The sequence below is a fragment of the Brevundimonas nasdae genome (assembly GCF_019395145.1).
Classification (GTDB): domain Bacteria; phylum Pseudomonadota; class Alphaproteobacteria; order Caulobacterales; family Caulobacteraceae; genus Brevundimonas; species Brevundimonas nasdae.
In genome coordinates this window covers 3083806-3100477 of record NZ_CP080034.1, presented here as the reverse complement: position 1 = coordinate 3100477, position 16672 = coordinate 3083806, and the positions used below count along the sequence as shown (strand labels likewise).

The following is a 16672-nucleotide window of genomic DNA, read 5'->3' as shown; positions in this document are numbered from 1 at the left end:
TCGCCCCGCCTTCAGGCGTCGCCGAAACCTAGCCCCTCGGGACCAGACGCCACATGCGTAAAGGGTGACGCACCGTGCCGGCTTCGGCGCCGGCGGCGTCGCCGCGGCCCATGTAGAGGTCGGCGCGGACGGGGCCGCGAATGGCGGATCCGGTGTCCAGCGCCATGGCCAGGCCGCGGTAGCTGGCGGTGGCGCCGCGCAGATTGCCGGCGTCCGCATCCAACCAGACCAGTTCGCCATAACGCCACTGGGACGGATCGACCGCGATGGCGCGGCGCTCGGTCAGGGGCACCCCGGCGGCGCCCGGCGGATGGCCGTTGTCGTCGGGGTCGATGCGGAAGAAGATGTAGCGCGGGTTCAACGCCATCACGCTCTGGGCCTCATAGCCCCGGTGCGAGGCCAGCCAGCCCCGGATCGCATCGCCGGACGTGCCGTTCTCCGGCAGCAGGCCGCGCTGGGCCATTGGGCGGGCGATGCCGACGAAGGTCTTGCCGTTGTCCCCGGCATAGGCGGCGCGGGCGCGGCGGCCGTCCTCGAACGTCAGATAGCCGGACCCCTGGATCTGCAGGAAGAACAGGTCTTCGGCCCGCATCCAGGCCAGGGCCTGATCCGGGCGGGCGTTGGCCTCGATCGTCGCCCGGTCGCCTGCCGCGCGCGGGTCGGCGGGCTTGGGCAGGAGCGGGGCCGAGAACTCGGCGTCGGCCCAGCGGCGGGCGGGATATTCAGGCGCGAAATAGGAGGTCAGCAGTCCTGGGCGGCCATCGGCGGTCTCGGCGGGCACCGCGCTGAAGTTGGCTTCGAAAAAGGCCCGTGCGTCGGACGGGGTCACCGTCGTTCCGGCGTTCATGGCCTTGGCGCGGCTGCAGGTCGTGCGCGCCGTCGCATCCCGCGCCGCGCCGCAGCCGTCGACATAGGCGCGGAATGCGGCCAAATGATCCTCGTCATTCCAGCCCGGCAGGACCGCAGGACTGACCGCGTGGGATGATGTCGGGGGCAGGGCGGGGCCGACGCCCCCGGGGGGCGGCGTATAGGGGATTTCGCTTCCAGGCGTGGTCGCAGGCCCAGGTGTCATCGGCCCGGTCGAACAGGCCGCCGCCGCCAGAAGGGCGGCCAGCGTCGGCGTTGCGGCGATCAGCCGACGCATAAGGCCCATCAGGCGTTGGCCGGCTCGACGCGGGCCAGGACCCAGTTGGGATCAGCCGCGCCCAGGGTGCGCTCGAACGTCCAGTGCTCGGCGGTGCGGCGCTCTTCGACCAGAGGCTCGCCGGTGGCGGCGTCCGCCGTTTCACCCGAGGTCTTGGTCACATGGCTGCGCAGTTCGGCCAGAAAACGGATCTTGGCCACGGCCTTGTCGCCCTCGGCCGTGGCGCCTTCCAGATCGGCGCGGGGCGGGAACAGGAACTCGACCGTCTCGGTTTCGCCGCGCGTCTCACGCGCCGCAATCCCCGCCTCGAACGAGGCCATGACCGCAGGCGTCAGCAGGGGTTTCAGCGCCGCACGGTCGCCCGACGCATAGCCGCGCACGATGATTTCATAGGCCTGACGTGCGCCCTCGACGAAGCGGGCGGGGTCAAAGGCCGGGTCGCGCGCCTTCAGACCGGCGACGGACGCCAGCATGGCGGCCTCGGCGGCGGTCGGCTTGACCGCCTGATCAGGCGTATTCGGGCCGGGAACGACCAGCTTGGCGTCCTCCTGCGGCTGGCGTCCGACTTTCTTGCCCAGCACATTATAGAGCTGGAACAGGACAAAGGCCGCGATCACGGCGAAGACGACGATCTGGAACTGGACCGGCAGGTTCAAGGGGCTATTCCTGTGGCAGGCGGGAGCTTGTCAAAAGACACTATTTGACGATTAGGGGCTGATATAAGGTGAAGCAAGGCGAAGCGCGCCCCCCGCGCTCCAACCAAAGTTGCGGCCAAGCGTCTCGGCATGGTAATCGCCCCGCCTTATTCCCGGCCCAATCGGCCCAATTCCGACTTTGAAGATCGCAACATGACCGACGCAACGCCGCCTGCCGAAACCCCCAACGGCGCCGACGCCCAACAGGGCCAGCCCGCCGGTCCCGGCTTCCGCATCCTGGCGCAATATGTCCGCGACTTCTCGTTCGAGAACCCCCGCGCCCCGGAATCCCTGCGCATCGACGGCAAGCCCGCCATCGACCTGGGCGTCGAAATGGCCGCGCAGGGCCGCCCCGACGGCCTGTTCGAGCTGGATCTGAAACTGTCGATCAAGGCCTCGCACGAGAACCAGCCCGTCTTCCACGTCGAACTGGTCTATGGCGGCCTGTTCCAGCTGGCCAATGTCCAGGAGCAGGACATCGAGCCGCTGCTGCTGATCGAATGCCCGCGCTACCTGTTCCCGTTCGCGCGCGAGATCGTCGCCCGCGCCACGGCGGACGGCGGCTTCTATCCGCCCTTCATGCTGGACCCGATCGATTTCGCGGCCATCTACATCGCCCGCCAGCAGCAGATCGCCCAACAGCCGCCGGCGACCGGCCAGGCGTAAGACACCTCGATACGCGGCCTAACGGCCGTCGTCAGAGTTTCAGGAGGCGTCCGTCAGTTGACGGGCGCCTCTTCTGTTTCGGCGATCGCGACGCCGTAACCGGCCCACAGGCTGTGGTCCTTCAGCACCGAACGCAGGAAGGCGGCGTGGGCCTCATGCTCCTGCGGCGTCGAGCGGGGCGCCAGTGGATGCGGGCGCGCACCGTAAACCGTCAGTTCGATTGAGCCGCCCGGTCCCTTGCCGCGCGGGCCGGACGACAGGTCCAGAACCCGCTCCTTGCCGCCGCGCAGCTCCAGATAGACCTCGGCCAGCAGGCGGGCGTCGATCAGGGCGCCGTGCAGGGTCCGTTCGACCAGCGACACCTTGAAGCGTTTGCACAGGGCGTCCAGCGAATTGGGCATGCCCGGGAACCGCGTCTGGGCCAGCTTCAACGTATCGATCCAGCGCGGCTCGCCCGTGATCTGGCGCCCGGCGCGGTTCAGCTCGAAGTCGATGAAGTTGCGGTCGAAATTGGCGTTGTGGGCGATCAGTTGCGCGTCGCCGATGAACTCGAACAGATCATCCACGATCGCGGCGAACTTGGGCGCGTCCTTGACCTTTTCGTCGGTGATGCCGTGAACGCGGATGGCGTCTTCCGGGATCAGCCGCTCGGGATTGACGAACCGGTGAAAGGTGCGGCCGGTCGGCAGCAGGTCCAGCAGCTCGATGCAGCCGACCTCGACCAGCCGGTCGCCCGTCTTGGGGTCGAAGCCGGTGGTTTCCGTATCAAGGACAATCTCGCGCGCCATGCGCCCTTAATGGGGTCGTTCGCCGGATTGCGAAAGTCTGGCGGCGTCTCGACGCGGAGATATCCACGCCGGATCCAGCACGGCGGCGACGATGGCCTCGACCTCGGCGCGGGCGGCGTCGAGACCATGGCCGGTGTCGACGATGAAGTCGGCGCGGGCGCGTTTTTCGGCGTCCGGCGTTTGGCGGGCCAGAATGGCCTCGAACCTTTCACGCGTCATGCCGGGACGGGCCAGGACGCGGGCGGCCTGAACCTCGGCGTCGGCGCTGACCACCACCACGGCGTCCACGCTGCGGTTGCCGCCGGTTTCGAACAGCAGCGGGATGTCCAGCACGCCCAGCCGGACGCCCGCCGCCCGCGCGGCGTCCAGATCCGCCTGGCGTCCCTGGGCGACCAGAGGATGGACGATGGCCTCCAGAGTCTTGAACGCCGTCTCGTCACGGCCCAGCGCCGCGGCCAGGCGCGTACGGTCCACGGCTCCGTCCACGACCACGCCGGGAAAGACCTGTCCGACCGGCCCGACCGCCGCCCCGCCCTTGGCGTACAGCCGATGCACGGCGTCGTCGGCGTTCCAGATCACCGCCCCCAGATCGGCGAACATGGCCGTCGTCGTCGACTTGCCCATGCCGATGGAGCCGGTCAGGCCCAACAGGATCATGCGGCCGCCTCGCCCAGATGGGCCATGAGCAGGGCGCGCAGGTCCAGCGGCGGGGGCGGGCGGCGGAAGATGGCCTCGAACGACGGCGCCGCCTGTCCGATCAGCATGGCCAGACCATCCACGGTGGTCAGGCCCCGCGCCCGCGCCTCGATCAGGAACGGCGTCCACAGCGGCTTGTAGGTCATGTCCATGATCACGGTTCCGGGCGCGATCAGGTCGAAATCCACATCGGGCTGAACGCTGAGCGCATTGACGATCAGGGCCGCCCCGTCGAACGCTTCCGCCGCCTGCATCACCCGCACCGACGGTCCCAGATCGGCGGCCAGGGCCTCGGCCCGGTCACGCGAGCGGTTGACGATCCGCACCTCGGCGCCCGCCTCGACCAGAACGCCCGATCCGGCCCGCGCCGCGCCGCCCGCGCCCAGAATGACGACTGGCTTGCCGCCCACATCCAGATCCTGCGCCTGTTCCTTCAGCCCCAGCATCAGGCCGATCCCGTCCGAACTGTCGCCCAGCACCCGCCCGTCGACGAACTTCAGGATGTTGGACGAGGAGGTCAGTTTCGACGCGGGCGACACCTCGTCGGCCAGGGCGAACGCCTGCTCCTTGAACGGCGAGGTGACGTTCAGTCCCGAGATCAGACCCGCACGCCCCGCCGCGACCAGGGCGTCGAACCCCGCCGCATCGACCGGCGCGAACGGCAGATAGGCGCCGTCGATCCCGCCCGCCGCCAGCCAGGCGTTGTGGATGATGGGGCTGAGCGAATGGGCCACCGGCTGTCCGGCGATGCCGCCCAGCAGGGCCGCGCCCGTGATGATCTGTCTGCTCATGCCGCCAGCACTCCCGCACGACGCAACTCGGCCAGCACCGGCCACAGGGGCAGGCCCAGAACGGTGAAATAGTCGCCGTCCACCGCCTCGAACAGCTGCGACCCCAGCCCCTCCAGCCGGTAGGAGCCGACGCAGGTCAGCAACACCTCGCCCTCCGCCGCCAGATAGGCGTCGAGGAAGGCGTCCGAGAAATCCCGCATCCGCATCTGCACCGTGTCCACGCCGGACCAGACCACTTGTCCCTTGACCGCCAGGGCCGCGCCGGAATGCAGATGATGGGTCTTGCCGCGCATGGACTTCAGCCGCGCGCGCGCCCCCTCCAGCGTCTTGGCCTTGGAGATCAGGCCGCCGTCAAAGGCCAGGGTCTGGTCCGAGCCCAGCACCCAGGCGGCCTCGTCATCGCGCGACACGGCCAGGGCCTTGGCCTCGGCCAGCCGCACCGCCAGGGCCGCCGCATCCAGATCGCCCGAGCGGGCCTTGATCGCATCCTCGTCGACGCCCGCGACCCGGACCTCGAACGCGACCCCGGCGTTCTCCAGCATGGCGCGGCGTGCGGCGCTCTTGGACGCCAGCACCAGTTTTTCCTTACTCACCAGGTAGTCCCGATCCTGTGGTTGCGATGCTCGCTGAGCAGATTGGTGATGGCCGCCGCCGTCTCCTCGACCGAGCGGCGGGTCACGTCGATGGTGGGCCAGCCGCGCCGTTCGAAGGCGCGCCGCGCCTTGATCGTCTCGTCCCTGACCGCGTCCTGATCCGTATAGGACGAGGTCTGGTTGGCGTTCAGATTGTCGATGCGGTTCCTGCGGATCTGGATCAGCCGGTCAGGCGACACCGTCAGGCCGATGACCAACGGCTTCTTCAACTGGGTCAGACGCTCGCCGTCCTCCTGTCCCGGCACCAGCGGCACATTGGCCGCCCGGATGCCCCGATGCGCCAGATAGATGCAGGTCGGGGTCTTGGACGTGCGGCTGACGCCGCACAGCACCACGTCTGCGCCTTCCAGCTGCTCCAGCGTGCCTTGCCCGTCGTCATAGGCCATGGCGAAGTCCAGGGCCGAGATCCGGTTGAAATAGTCGTGGTCCAGGGTGTGCTGGGCGCCGACGCGCGACGACAGCGCCGCCCCCAGATAGCGCGACATGGCCCCGACCAGCGGGTCCAGCGCCCCGATCTGCGGCATGTCCAGCCGACGGCAGCCTTCCTCCAGCTGTTCGCGCAGGTCCCGGTCCACAAGCGTGTGCAGAACCACGCCCGGCGCCGAGGCCACTTCCTCCAGCACCCGGTCCATCTGTTTAGCCGACCGCACCAGGGCATAGATGTGCTCGATCGGAATGACGCCGTCGAAACGGGCCGTCACCGCCTTGGCCATGGCGTTCAGGGTCTCGCCGGTCGAGTCCGACACCAGATGGACGTGGAAATAGGTCGCCAGTCGATGGGGTCTTGAAGGGCTCATTCAATCAGTCCCGGCAAACAGTCCGACCTGGGGCCGGTCCCTGTGGAAAGGGTGGGGGCGATCCGGCGTCATCCGGGCGCCATTCTCCATAGCCGCTGATCCTTCGGGCGGCGAGCGTGGATGATGGTGGGCGATCTCATGGCTTGGCGCCCCATTCATCCCAAGGCGGATATCCGGTTTCCCCTCGATTGTGGAAAACCTAATGAGAGGTTAACGGCCCTTAACCGCGTTCACAGGCTGGCGTCCTGCAAAGCCTGGGAATTTAAGACCTTGTTAAGGATTATCCACCGGCGGGATAGCGTTGGTCTGCATCCCCGTTAAGTATTTTCGGCGCGTGGATATCCGCTTTTGTTCCGTGGGCGACGTGTGAGTCTTCCCCGGGTTTCCACGGCCCTACCTGCCTCTACGAATCTTTTAATTCTTATTTTGATTAGGGATTGAGGGCAGGGGGCTGTGACCTTAATCGTCCAGGCATGACCGATCAGACCCAGACACACGACCAGACGCCCCTGATGATCCGGGCTCTCCGGGGAGAGACTCTGGACCGTCCGCCGGTCTGGTTCATGCGCCAGGCCGGACGTTACCTGCCCGAGTACCGAAAACTCCGATCCGAAGCGCCCGACTTCATCGCCTTCTGTCTGAACCCCGAGATGGCGGCGGAAGCGACGCTGCAGCCGATGCGTCGGTTCGGGTTCGACGCGGCCATCGTCTTCGCCGATATTCTGCTGATCCCGCGCGCCCTGGGTCAGGACGTCTGGTTCGAGACGGGCGAAGGGCCTCGGCTGGGCGAAATGCCGATCCCGGGCCGGATGGCGGAGCTGGCCCCGTCGGCGGGCGAGCATCTGTCCGCCGTGGGCGAGACCCTGTCCATCGTGCGCAAGGCGCTGGAGCCGGAACGCGCCCTGATCGGGTTCGCCGGCGCGCCCTGGACAGTGGCGACCTATATGCTGGACGGGGAACACCGCACCATCGGCAAGGGCGAGCGCGCCCAGGCCCGCACCTACGCCTACGCCGATCCGAAACGGGTCGATGAGACGCTGGAGGTTCTGGTCGAGGCCAGCGCCCGTTATCTGAAGATGCAGGCCGACAGCGGCGCCCAGGTGCTCAAGATCTTCGAAAGCTGGGCCGAAGGGCTCCCCGACGATCTGTTCGAACGTCTGGTCCTGAAGCCCCACCAGGCGCTTGTGAAGCGCACGCGGGAGCTTGGGGTCACTGTGCCCCTGATCGGCTTCCCACGGGGCTCTGCGGCGCTTGCAGAGCGATATGCGGAGCAGGTCGAGGTGGACGGCGTCGCGCTCGACACCGCCTGCCCTCTGGAGGTCGGCAAACGGGTGCAGCAGATCAAGCCGATCCAGGGCGCGTTGGACCCCCTTCTGCTGCGCGCGGGCGGCGAGATGCTGGACCGCCGCGTCGATCAGCTGCTGGAGGCCTGGGGGCAGGGACCGTGGGTCTTCAACCTGGGCCACGGCATCCTGCCGGACGTGCCGATCAGCCATGTCGAACAGGTGCTGAAACGGATCGGCGCGCAATGAGCGGTGCGGACAGAGACGCAGGCGGGCTGAAGGGGCGGCGCATCGCCGTCGTCCTGTTCAATCTCGGCGGGCCGGACGATCAGGCCTCGGTCAAACCCTTCCTGTTCAACCTGTTCAACGACCCGGCCATCATCGGCCTGCCGGGGCTGGCGCGCACGCCTCTGGCCCGTCTGATCTCCAGCCGTCGCGAGGCGGCGGCCCAGGCCAACTATCGTCTGATGGGCGGCGGTTCGCCCCTGTTGCCGGAAACCCGCAGGCAGGCGCAGGCGCTGGAGGCGGTGCTGAACGACCGGCTGGCGGACGACGAGGTCCGCGTCTTCATCGCCATGCGCTACTGGCATCCCCTGACCCAGGAGACGGCGGCCGATGTCGCGGTCTATGGGCCGGACGAAGTGATCCTGCTGCCGCTCTATCCGCAGTATTCGACCACGACGACCCAATCCTCGCTGAAGGAATGGAACGCCGTCTATGCCGGTTCGGGCGTCAGCCGCGCCGTCTGCTGCTATCCTGATGCGCCCGGCTGGATCGAGGCTCAGGCCGATGGCGTCTGCGAAAAGCTGGATGCGCCTGGCGATGCGCCGGTGCGGGTCCTGTTTTCGGCCCACGGCATCCCCGAGAAGCTGGTGACCGGCAAGGGCGACCCCTATCAGGAGCAGGTCGAGACGACCGTCGCCTCGGTCGTCGCCGCCGTAGAGGCGCGGCGCGGGCCCATCGACCACGCCATCTGCTATCAGAGCCGCGTCGGGCCGATGAAATGGCTGGGCCCCTCGACGCCCGAGGCCATCGAGGCGGCGGGGCGTGACGGTCTGGGCGTGGTGGTGGTTCCCACCGCCTTCGTCTCCGAACATATCGAGACCCTGGTCGAGCTGGATATCGAATATGCCGAACTGGCCCATGAAAAAGGCGCCAGTCCCTATCTGCGGGCGCCCGCCGTCGGAATCGGCGCCCCCTTCATTGGCGCCCTGGCGGATGCGGCGCTCGACGCCCTGGATCGCACCGGGGGCCGCACCGGCGTCGCTCCTTTCGGCCCGGGCTGCAAGGCCAAATGGAAATCCTGCCCGCGCGGGGACGCCGGGACCTGTAGTGCGAGGACCGCAGCATGAACGCCTATGATCTGGTCCGGGGCCTGCACATTCTGGCGGTGATCGCCTGGATGGCGGGGATGCTGTTCCTGCCGCGCCTCTATGCCTATGACGCCGAACAGAACGCAAAGCCCGAGCCGCTGAAAAGCGAGATGCAGGCCCTGTTGCGCACCTGGCAGACGCGCCTGCTGCGCATCATCCTGAACCCGGCCATGATCCTGGCTCTGATCTTCGGCGTCTGGCTGTTCTGGCTCAGAAGCGGGCAGGGCGCGGACTGGTCCTTCGCGCATCAGCCGTGGATGATCACCAAGCTGATCGGCGTGGTCCTGCTGTTCGGCTGGCATGGCTTCCTGGCCGGGCAGCGCAAGAAGATCGCGGCGGGCACGTCCAAATACTCGGGCAGGTTCTGGCGCATGACGAACGAGATCCCCTTCGTTCTGGCGATCATCATGGTCCTGTCGGTAACGACGGAATGGACCCTGCGTTAAGATGGCGCTGCGGAAATGAGGAGGGTCTGATTTGCGCAAATCATTGCAGATGGCGTGCGGAACCTTTTCGGCCCTCTTCGTTTTGAGCGCCGCATATGAGGTTTTCGCCTGCACCCCGCCGCCTCCGCCGCCGCCTTGGATGACGGCAGCACAAATCGAAGCGGAATGGAATCAGCGGATTCTGGATAGCCAAATCGGCGATTGGAGTTCGGCGGCGACGGTTTTCATCGCACGGGTGGAATCCAAGGGAACTGTCGCGCTTGGCAGAGGTTCTCGTGGGCGCAGAGCGGTTCTGGCGCCGGTTCTGCAGATTAAGGGCCCTGATGTAGAGCGCCGAATACGAGTTCAACACACGGGTTTTTTGTGTGGGGCGAATCCGGCTTTGGATGCGCTGGATGAGAATGCCGACGGGTATTTCATGGTCTATGCGTTTGACGAAAAGCCGTCAGCCAGCTCGGTTTTTGCGACGACGGCTCTGGATAGACTTATAGACCCCAATGCTCTTGAGGCATGGCGTTCGGCTTACGATAGAAGGCGAGGTCAGTAGTTGGAAACGACTTGGAGTCTTTGCAGGGAGACGTCAGAGTCCTTACTTGACCTGACCGCTCGCCTGTGGTTCCGCTGGCGGTGAACCGTTCGGCCCTGCTGGCGGTCCCTCTCTTTTTGCGGCGCCTGCAGGTATCGACCAGCGGGAGCCCGCCGCACCTCCCTTCGGCCTCACGGCCAGACATTCCCAGAGACCTGACGCCGCAGCCCTTTGCTGTGCGCGACTGCGAGCCTGCATCATGACCGACGTCCGCGACACCGATCCCGACTCCCCCGAGGCCGAAAACCTCGACGCTGAATCCCCGACCCATCACGGCGCCGAGCATGAGGCCGGCGAGGCCGCAGGCGCCGATTCCGGCGTCGACACCACGGTCGAGGATGAAGAGGACGGCGATCCCGTCGTGCCGAACGGCCGCATCACCCTGGCCGAGCTGAACGAGAAGACGCCGGCCGATCTGGTCGCCTTCGCCGAGCAGCTGGAGGTCGAGAACGCCTCCAACCTGCGCAAGCAGGACCTGCTGTTCGCCATCCTGAAGGCCCTGGCCGACGAGGAAGTCGAGATCATCGCCGATGGCGTGCTGGAGATCCTGCCCGACGGCTTCGGCTTCCTGCGCAGCCCTGACGCCAACTATCTGCCGGGCCCGGACGACATCTATGTCTCGCCGTCGCAGATCCGCCGCTTCGGCCTGCGCTCGGGCGACACGGTCCACGGCGCCGTGCGCGGCCCGCGTGAGGGTGAACGCTACTTCGCCCTGCTGAAGGTCGATACGATCAATCTGGAAGACCCGGAGCTGGTCAAGACCAAGGTCCTGTTCGACAACCTGACGCCCCTCTATCCCGAGGAGCGGCTGCACATGGAAATCCAGGACCCGACCCTGAAGGACCGCTCGGGCCGCGTCATCGACATCGTCGCGCCTCTGGGCAAGGGCCAGCGCTGCCTGATCGTCGCCCCGCCGCGCGTGGGTAAGACGGTGATGCTGCAGAACATCGCCAAGTCGATCGAGCGCAATCACCCCGAGGTCTTCCTGATCGTCCTGCTGATCGACGAACGCCCCGAAGAAGTCACCGACATGCAGCGCACGGTGAAGGGCGAGGTCGTCGCCTCCACCTTTGACGAACCGGCCACCCGCCACGTCGCCGTCGCCGAAATGGTGATCGAAAAGGCCAAGCGTCTGGTCGAGCACAAGAAGGACGTGGTGATCCTGCTGGACTCCATCACCCGTCTGGGCCGCGCCTACAACGCCACCGTCCCGTCGTCGGGCAAGGTGCTGACCGGTGGTGTCGACGCCAACGCCCTGCAGCGTCCCAAGCGCTTCTTCGGCGCCGCGCGCAATGTGGAGCAGGGCGGTTCGCTGACCATCATCGCCACGGCCCTGATCGACACCGGCAGCCGCATGGACGAGGTGATCTTCGAAGAGTTCAAGGGCACCGGCAACTCGGAAATCGTGCTGGACCGCAAGGTGGCGGACAAGCGCATCTTCCCCGCCATCGACGTGCTCAAGTCCGGCACCCGCAAGGAAGACCTCATCACGCCTAAGGATCAGCTGGCCAAGACCTATGTCCTGCGCCGCATCCTCAACCCGATGGGGCCGCAGGACGCGATCGAGTTCCTGCTCGACAAGCTGCGCCAGTCCAAGAACAACGCGGACTTCTTCCAGTCGATGAACACCTGATCCATATTTCCTTATCGCCGTACGCGCGGCGTACGACTGCTTGAGGGAAGGGTTTCACGTGAAACAGGAGAGGCTTCCATGAAGGTCCAGGTCGAGATCGATTGCACCCCCGCCGAGGCGCGCGCCTTTCTCGGCCTGCCCGACGTGACCCCGCTGAACGAGGCGATGGTCGCGGAAATGCAGGATCGAATGAAGGCCAATGTCGCGGCCATGCAGCCGGAAGAACTGATGAAGACCTGGACCAGCTTCGGCCTTCAGGCCCAGGACCAGTTCCGCCGTCTGATGGAAGCCGCTGTAAAATGAGCCGGTTTTCTCCTCCCCCCGTGGGGGAGGAGGGCCGTGCGCAACGGGGCGAAGGGGAAAATCCCCGGACGTCGACGTTGCCGCCCGCCAGACCAGAGCGGGGAGAATCCCATGACCAACGACACCATCTTCGCCATCGCGACGCCGCCCGGCCGCGGGGCCATCGCCGTCATCCGCCTGTCTGGTCCGCAGGTTGAGGCGACGCTGACGGCGCTAGGCGCGCCCAAGGTGAAACCGCGCATGGCGTCCGTGCGCGATCTGACGCACGGCGGCGCCCACATCGACCAGGCCCTGATCCTGCGCTTTGTCGGCCCCCATTCCTACACGGGCGAAGATTCCGCCGAGCTGCATCTGCACGGGGGCCGCGCGGTGGTCGAGGCGGCCAGTTCCGCCCTGATCGCCCTGGGCGTCCGCCCCGCTGAACCGGGCGAGTTCACCCGCCGCGCCTTCCAGAACGGCCGCATGGACCTGGCCCAGGCGGAGGCGGTCGCCGACCTCATCGACGCCGAGACGGCGGCCCAGGCCCGCCAGGCCCTGGGTCAGCTGGAGGGAAAACTGAGCGAAACCTACATCGGGTTCCGCCGCGATCTGCTGCACGCCCTGGCCCTGATCGAGGCCGAGATCGACTTCCCGGATGAGGAGGTTCCCGACAATCTGGCCCGCACCGCCGGTCCGGTTCTGGTCCGACTGGCGGAGGATCTGCGCCGCGCCGTCGATACAGGACGGCGGGGTGAGCGGGTGCGCGACGGCTATCGCATCGTCCTGATCGGCGAAACGAACGCGGGCAAGTCGTCGCTGTTCAACGCCCTGGTCGCGCGCGAGGCGGCCATCGTCACCCCCATCGCCGGCACCACGCGGGATGTTCTGGACGCCGATCTGGTCATCGGCGGCTATGCCGTGACCCTGTCGGACACGGCGGGCTTGCGCGACAGTGATGATCCGGTCGAGGCCGAAGGGGTTCGCCGGGCGCGGTTGCGCGCCGAACAGGCGGACCTGCGACTGTGGGTCCGGGCGCCGGGCGACCCGGAAGGCGTCGCCGCCGACTATGCCCAATCGGGCGACTTGGTGATCGCCAACAAGGCGGATGTCGGGACAGTCACCGCGACCAGAGGCCTGGATAGTCTGACGGTCAGCACCCAGACCGGGCAGGGGTTGCCCGATCTGCATGACTGGATCGCCGCGCGACTGGCCCGCGATCTGTCGGGCGCCGACTTCCCGGCCATTACGCGCGAGCGTCACCGACTGCGTCTGACGGAAGCCCTGGCGGCGGTCGAGGCGGCCTTGGCGGCGCTGGACGTGGCGCCCGAAATGGCCGGTGACGATCTGCGTCGTGCGGCCGAGGCGCTGTCGCGCGTCACGGGCGCGATCGGGGTCGAGGACATACTGGGTCAGGTCTTTTCGACCTTCTGCATCGGAAAGTAATACCGGTGTTCCACGTGAAACAGGCTTGACCGTATCCACCTTGCCTTTGTCGCACGGGTGGCGAAGAGCCGCTGTTTGGACTATGTGGCGCAGATGAACTCCCCACTCGAAATCACCTGTGACGTCGTCGTCATCGGCGGCGGCCATGCCGGTTGTGAAGCGGCGGCGGCGTCCGCCCGCGCAGGCGCGCGCACCCTGCTGCTGACCCAGAAGCTTGAGACCGTCGGCGAGATGTCCTGCAACCCGGCCATCGGGGGTCTGGGCAAGGGACATCTGGTCCGTGAGATCGACGCCATGGACGGCATCATGGGGCGGCTGGCCGATGTGTCGGGCATCCAGTTCCGCCTGCTGAACCGCTCGAAGGGGGCGGCGGTCCGGGGCCCGCGCAGCCAGATCGACCGCCGTCTGTATCGCGAAGCCATGCAGGCCGAGTTGGCCCAGACGCCGAACCTGACCCTGATGGCGGGCACGGCGGAAAGCCTGATCCTTGACGGCGACCGCGTTGTCGGCGTCACGACCGGGGCAGGGGAGAGGATTCACGCCTCGTCCGTGGTCCTGACGACCGGCACCTTCCTGAACGGCGTCATTCACCGTGGCGACGAACGTATCCCGGCAGGCCGACATGGCGAGGCGCCCTCGACCGGCCTGGCCGCCGATCTGCACGCCGCCGAGCTGATGATGGGCCGTCTGAAGACCGGCACGCCCGCCCGGCTGGATGGTCGAACCATCGCCTGGGATCGGCTGGAGATGCAGGATGCGGACGCCGTCCCATCGGCCTTCTCCTTCCTGACGGATCAGATCACGGTCCCGCAGATCGCCTGCGGCGTGACCCATACGACGGCGGAGACCCACCGCATCATCGCCGAAAACCTGGGGGAGAGCGCCGTCTATGGCGGCAAGGTCTCCGGCATCGGCCCGCGTTACTGCCCCTCGATCGAGGACAAGGTGGTGCGGTTCGCCGACAAGACCAGCCACCAGATCTTCCTGGAGCCGGAAGGCCTGGATGATCCGACCGTTTATCCGAACGGGATTTCGACCTCGGTCAGCGAGCCGACCCAGCTGGCCTTCCTTCGGACCATCCCCGGTCTGGAGGCGGTCGAGGTATTCCGTTACGGCTATGCCATCGAATACGATTATGTCGATCCCCGTGAACTGAGCCCGACGCTGGAAGTGAAGAAGCGGCCTGGCCTCTATCTGGCAGGCCAGATCAACGGCACGACCGGATATGAAGAGGCGGCGGCCCAGGGACTGATGGCGGGGCTGAATGCGGCGCGTGCCGCATCGGATCAGGAGCCCGTCGTCTTCGGTCGGGACCAGGCCTATATCGGGGTGATGATCGACGATCTGGTGACGCGGGGCGTGACCGAGCCCTATCGCATGTTCACCAGTCGCGCCGAATATCGGCTGAGCCTGCGCGCCGACAATGCCGACCAGCGTCTGACGGGGTTGGCGGTGTCTCTCGGCATCGTGTCGGAGGCGCGGCGGCTGCGGTTTGAGGCCAAGGCGGCCGAACTTTCCAAGGCCAGTTCTGTTTCACGTGAAACCCTCTTCACGCCCAAGGAGGCCAACGCCCTGGGCATTCCGGTGAACGCCGATGGGCGCCGCCGTTCGATGCGCGAACTTCTGGCCTTCCCGGACGTGACGCTGGAGAACTTTGTTCTCGTCTGCCCGGCCATCGCCGCCTGGAGCCCAGAGGTGAGGGAGCAGGTCGAGATTGATGCAGGCTATGCCAACTATCTTGACCGGCAGGCCGTGGACGCCGCCGCCCTGCGTTCGGAGGAGGCGCTGATCCTGCCTGTCGATCTGGATTATGACGCCATAGGCGGTCTGTCGAACGAGGTGAAGGACAAGCTGATCCGCATCCGCCCGCGCACGCTCGGCCAGGCCGGGCGGATCGAAGGCATGACACCCGGCGCCCTGACGGCCCTTCTGTCCCACGTGAAACGCGCGCCGCGCACCACGGTGGCGGCATGAGCCTGGAAGCCGAGAAGGCCGTCTTCCAGCAAAAGACCCGGGCGACGCCTGAACAAATGGCCGATCTGGAGGCGTTTCGCCTGCGCCTGGCCGAGGCGAATGAAGTCATGAACCTGGTGGGGCCGGACAGCCTGCCGGACTTCTGGAACCGCCACGCCTGGGACAGCGCCCAACTGCTGACCCACGCCCCGGACGCCTTGACCTGGGTGGATCTGGGAGCGGGCGCGGGGTTTCCGGGCGTCGTCCTGACGATCCTGCTGAAGGACAGGGAAGGGGCGCATGTCTGGCTGATCGACAGCCTGCGCAAACGTTGCCGTTTCCTTCAGGAGATCGTTAATGCGCTCGGTCTTCCGGCGACGGTTCTGAATGGACGGGCCGAGGAGCAGCGTGTGCGATGTGACATCGTTACAGCACGGGCTGTGGCGCCTATGGATAAGCTTCTCGGTTATGCACAGCCCTACTTCGAAAGGGGTGCACAAGGTCTGTTTCTCAAGGGGGAGAAGGCGGAATCGGAGTTGCTTGAAGCCCGGAAATCCTGGCATTTCCAAGCTGAACTGGTCCCGTCGCAGAGCGATGCGCGGGGCCGTATCGTGACAGTCCGGAGCCTGAAACGTGCCCGTTAAAAAGCCTGCCCGAGTTCTCGCCGTATCCAATCAGAAGGGGGGCGTCGGCAAGACCACGACCGCCATCAACCTGGGCACCGCCCTGGCCGCCATCGGCGAGCGGGTGCTGATTGTGGACATGGACCCACAGGGCAATGCCTCGACGGGCCTGGGTGTTCCACGTGAAACACGCCGGGTCACCATCTATGACGTGGTCGTGGACCAGCGTTCCATCGCGGACGCCTCGGTCCAGACGACGGTTCCGAACCTGTGGATCGTCCCGGCCGACGCCGACATGTCGGGGGTCGAGATCGAATTGAGCCAGGCGGATCGTCGCTCCTATCGCCTTCGGGATGCTCTGCGCGCCCACGACGACGGCCCTACCGCGTATGACTATGTGCTGATCGACTGCCCGCCGTCGCTGAACCTGCTGACGCTGAACGCCATGGCGGCGGCGGACGCGGTTCTGGTGCCGCTGCAGTGCGAGTTCTTCGCGCTGGAAGGTCTCAGCCAACTGATGCGGACCATCGACATGGTCAAGCACAGCCTGAACCCGGCGCTGGAGATCCAGGGCCTGGTCCTGACCATGTTCGACCGCCGCAGCGCCCTGTCGGGGCAGGTGGCCAATGACGTCCGCGCTCACTTCGGCGACAAGGTCTACGCCAGCGTCATTCCGCGCAATGTCCGCGTCGCTGAGGCGCCGTCCTTTGGCAAGCCCGCGCTGATCTATGATCTGAAATGCGCCGGCAGCCAGGCCTATCTGCGTCTGGCCAAGGAAGTGGTGAAGCGCGAACGTCAGCGTCTGAAGCTGGCGGCCTGA

At 66.6% G+C, this 16672-nt stretch carries 18 protein-coding genes; 11 read left to right on the top strand and 7 right to left on the bottom strand.

Going from position 1 to position 16672, the window contains the following annotated elements; all coding sequences use genetic code 11:
* Positions 1 to 28: 28 nt before the first annotated feature.
* Both KWG56_RS15115 and timA read right to left on the bottom strand, forming a co-directional pair.
* Positions 29 to 1144 carry an MltA domain-containing protein gene (locus tag KWG56_RS15115; protein WP_201098441.1) on the bottom strand — a complete coding sequence of 372 codons (1116 nt, stop codon included), beginning with the start codon at positions 1142 to 1144 and terminating at the stop codon, positions 29 to 31.
* Between the two features lie 8 nt (positions 1145 to 1152).
* Positions 1153 to 1794: a TIM44-related membrane protein TimA gene (timA, locus tag KWG56_RS15110; protein ID WP_219355319.1), complete on the bottom strand. Its 642-nt coding sequence runs from the start codon at positions 1792 to 1794 to the stop codon at positions 1153 to 1155.
* Positions 1795 to 1992: 198 nt separating this feature from the next.
* Between timA and secB the strand changes: the two genes are divergently transcribed.
* On the top strand, positions 1993 to 2505 hold the full coding sequence (gene secB / locus KWG56_RS15105) for a protein-export chaperone SecB (RefSeq protein ID WP_201098443.1): 513 nt from the start codon (positions 1993 to 1995) through the stop codon (positions 2503 to 2505).
* A gap of 53 nt (positions 2506 to 2558) precedes the next feature.
* Here the strand turns inward: secB and dnaQ are convergent, their stop codons facing one another.
* From dnaQ to KWG56_RS15080, 5 genes are read right to left on the bottom strand one after another with little or no spacing between them, the layout of a single operon-like run.
* Positions 2559 to 3293, bottom strand: coding sequence for a DNA polymerase III subunit epsilon (gene dnaQ / locus KWG56_RS15100; RefSeq protein WP_219352765.1), 735 nt, complete (start codon positions 3291 to 3293; stop codon positions 2559 to 2561).
* Positions 3294 to 3299: 6 nt separating this feature from the next.
* Positions 3300 to 3950, bottom strand: coding sequence for a dephospho-CoA kinase (coaE, locus tag KWG56_RS15095; protein ID WP_219352764.1), 651 nt, complete (start codon positions 3948 to 3950; stop codon positions 3300 to 3302).
* Positions 3947 to 4780, bottom strand: coding sequence for a shikimate dehydrogenase family protein (locus tag KWG56_RS15090; protein WP_219352763.1), 834 nt, complete (start codon positions 4778 to 4780; stop codon positions 3947 to 3949). Before KWG56_RS15090 ends, coaE begins: the two co-directional genes overlap by 4 nt.
* On the bottom strand, positions 4777 to 5373 hold the full coding sequence (locus KWG56_RS15085; RefSeq protein WP_201098452.1) for a Maf family protein: 597 nt from the start codon (positions 5371 to 5373) through the stop codon (positions 4777 to 4779). Before KWG56_RS15085 ends, KWG56_RS15090 begins: the two co-directional genes overlap by 4 nt.
* The gene (locus KWG56_RS15080) at positions 5370 to 6230 is read right to left on the bottom strand and encodes a pyruvate, water dikinase regulatory protein (RefSeq protein WP_219352762.1); all 861 of its coding nucleotides are present in this window, start codon (positions 6228 to 6230) and stop codon (positions 5370 to 5372) included. Before KWG56_RS15080 ends, KWG56_RS15085 begins: the two co-directional genes overlap by 4 nt.
* Positions 6231 to 6703: 473 nt before the next feature.
* Here KWG56_RS15080 and hemE point away from each other — a divergent pair, with 473 nt between their 5' ends.
* From hemE to KWG56_RS15030, 10 genes are all read left to right on the top strand, one after another.
* Positions 6704 to 7762, top strand: coding sequence for a uroporphyrinogen decarboxylase (hemE, locus tag KWG56_RS15075; protein ID WP_219352761.1), 1059 nt, complete (start codon positions 6704 to 6706; stop codon positions 7760 to 7762).
* Positions 7759 to 8865 (top strand): ferrochelatase, encoded by a 1107-nt coding sequence (hemH, locus tag KWG56_RS15070; protein ID WP_219352760.1) that lies wholly within the window; start codon positions 7759 to 7761, stop codon positions 8863 to 8865. Before hemE ends, hemH begins: the two co-directional genes overlap by 4 nt.
* Positions 8862 to 9332: a CopD family protein gene (locus KWG56_RS15065; protein ID WP_201098460.1), complete on the top strand. Its 471-nt coding sequence runs from the start codon at positions 8862 to 8864 to the stop codon at positions 9330 to 9332. The genes hemH and KWG56_RS15065 overlap by 4 nt, the downstream gene beginning before the upstream one ends.
* Positions 9333 to 9363: 31 nt before the next feature.
* On the top strand, positions 9364 to 9879 hold the full coding sequence (locus KWG56_RS15060) for a hypothetical protein (protein ID WP_219352759.1): 516 nt from the start codon (positions 9364 to 9366) through the stop codon (positions 9877 to 9879).
* Between the two features lie 238 nt (positions 9880 to 10117).
* Complete coding sequence (rho, locus tag KWG56_RS15055) at positions 10118 to 11551, top strand: transcription termination factor Rho (RefSeq protein ID WP_219352758.1); 1434 nt, start codon at positions 10118 to 10120, stop codon at positions 11549 to 11551.
* Between the two features lie 78 nt (positions 11552 to 11629).
* Positions 11630 to 11854, top strand: coding sequence for a DUF6489 family protein (locus KWG56_RS15050; RefSeq protein ID WP_201098464.1), 225 nt, complete (start codon positions 11630 to 11632; stop codon positions 11852 to 11854).
* Between the two features lie 111 nt (positions 11855 to 11965).
* The gene (gene mnmE, locus KWG56_RS15045; protein WP_219352757.1) at positions 11966 to 13276 is read left to right on the top strand and encodes a tRNA uridine-5-carboxymethylaminomethyl(34) synthesis GTPase MnmE; all 1311 of its coding nucleotides are present in this window, start codon (positions 11966 to 11968) and stop codon (positions 13274 to 13276) included.
* Positions 13277 to 13369: 93 nt separating this feature from the next.
* A complete protein-coding gene (gene mnmG, locus KWG56_RS15040; RefSeq protein ID WP_219352756.1) occupies positions 13370 to 15250 on the top strand; it encodes a tRNA uridine-5-carboxymethylaminomethyl(34) synthesis enzyme MnmG in 1881 nt (626 codons plus the stop codon).
* Entirely contained in the window at positions 15247 to 15873 is a 627-nt protein-coding gene (gene rsmG / locus KWG56_RS15035) for a 16S rRNA (guanine(527)-N(7))-methyltransferase RsmG (protein ID WP_219352755.1), read from the top strand. Before mnmG ends, rsmG begins: the two co-directional genes overlap by 4 nt.
* Positions 15863 to 16672: a ParA family protein gene (locus tag KWG56_RS15030; protein WP_201098473.1), complete on the top strand. Its 810-nt coding sequence runs from the start codon at positions 15863 to 15865 to the stop codon at positions 16670 to 16672. Before rsmG ends, KWG56_RS15030 begins: the two co-directional genes overlap by 11 nt.

What these genes read in the sequence shown, in the direction of transcription:
- KWG56_RS15115 (WP_201098441.1), bottom strand. Translation starts at nt 1,144, where the DNA reads ATGCGTCGGCTGATCGCCGCAACGCCGACGCTGGCCGCCCTTCTGGCG.
- secB (WP_201098443.1), top strand. Translation starts at nt 1,993, where the DNA reads ATGACCGACGCAACGCCGCCTGCCGAAACCCCCAACGGCGCCGACGCC.
- dnaQ (WP_219352765.1), bottom strand. Translation starts at nt 3,293, where the DNA reads ATGGCGCGCGAGATTGTCCTTGATACGGAAACCACCGGCTTCGACCCC.
- coaE (WP_219352764.1), bottom strand. Translation starts at nt 3,950, where the DNA reads ATGATCCTGTTGGGCCTGACCGGCTCCATCGGCATGGGCAAGTCGACG.
- KWG56_RS15090 (WP_219352763.1), bottom strand. Translation starts at nt 4,780, where the DNA reads ATGAGCAGACAGATCATCACGGGCGCGGCCCTGCTGGGCGGCATCGCC.
- KWG56_RS15080 (WP_219352762.1), bottom strand. Translation starts at nt 6,230, where the DNA reads ATGAGCCCTTCAAGACCCCATCGACTGGCGACCTATTTCCACGTCCAT.
- hemE (WP_219352761.1), top strand. Translation starts at nt 6,704, where the DNA reads ATGACCGATCAGACCCAGACACACGACCAGACGCCCCTGATGATCCGG.
- hemH (WP_219352760.1), top strand. Translation starts at nt 7,759, where the DNA reads ATGAGCGGTGCGGACAGAGACGCAGGCGGGCTGAAGGGGCGGCGCATC.
- KWG56_RS15065 (WP_201098460.1), top strand. Translation starts at nt 8,862, where the DNA reads ATGAACGCCTATGATCTGGTCCGGGGCCTGCACATTCTGGCGGTGATC.
- rho (WP_219352758.1), top strand. Translation starts at nt 10,118, where the DNA reads ATGACCGACGTCCGCGACACCGATCCCGACTCCCCCGAGGCCGAAAAC.
- KWG56_RS15050 (WP_201098464.1), top strand. Translation starts at nt 11,630, where the DNA reads ATGAAGGTCCAGGTCGAGATCGATTGCACCCCCGCCGAGGCGCGCGCC.
- mnmE (WP_219352757.1), top strand. Translation starts at nt 11,966, where the DNA reads ATGACCAACGACACCATCTTCGCCATCGCGACGCCGCCCGGCCGCGGG.
- mnmG (WP_219352756.1), top strand. Translation starts at nt 13,370, where the DNA reads ATGAACTCCCCACTCGAAATCACCTGTGACGTCGTCGTCATCGGCGGC.
- rsmG (WP_219352755.1), top strand. Translation starts at nt 15,247, where the DNA reads ATGAGCCTGGAAGCCGAGAAGGCCGTCTTCCAGCAAAAGACCCGGGCG.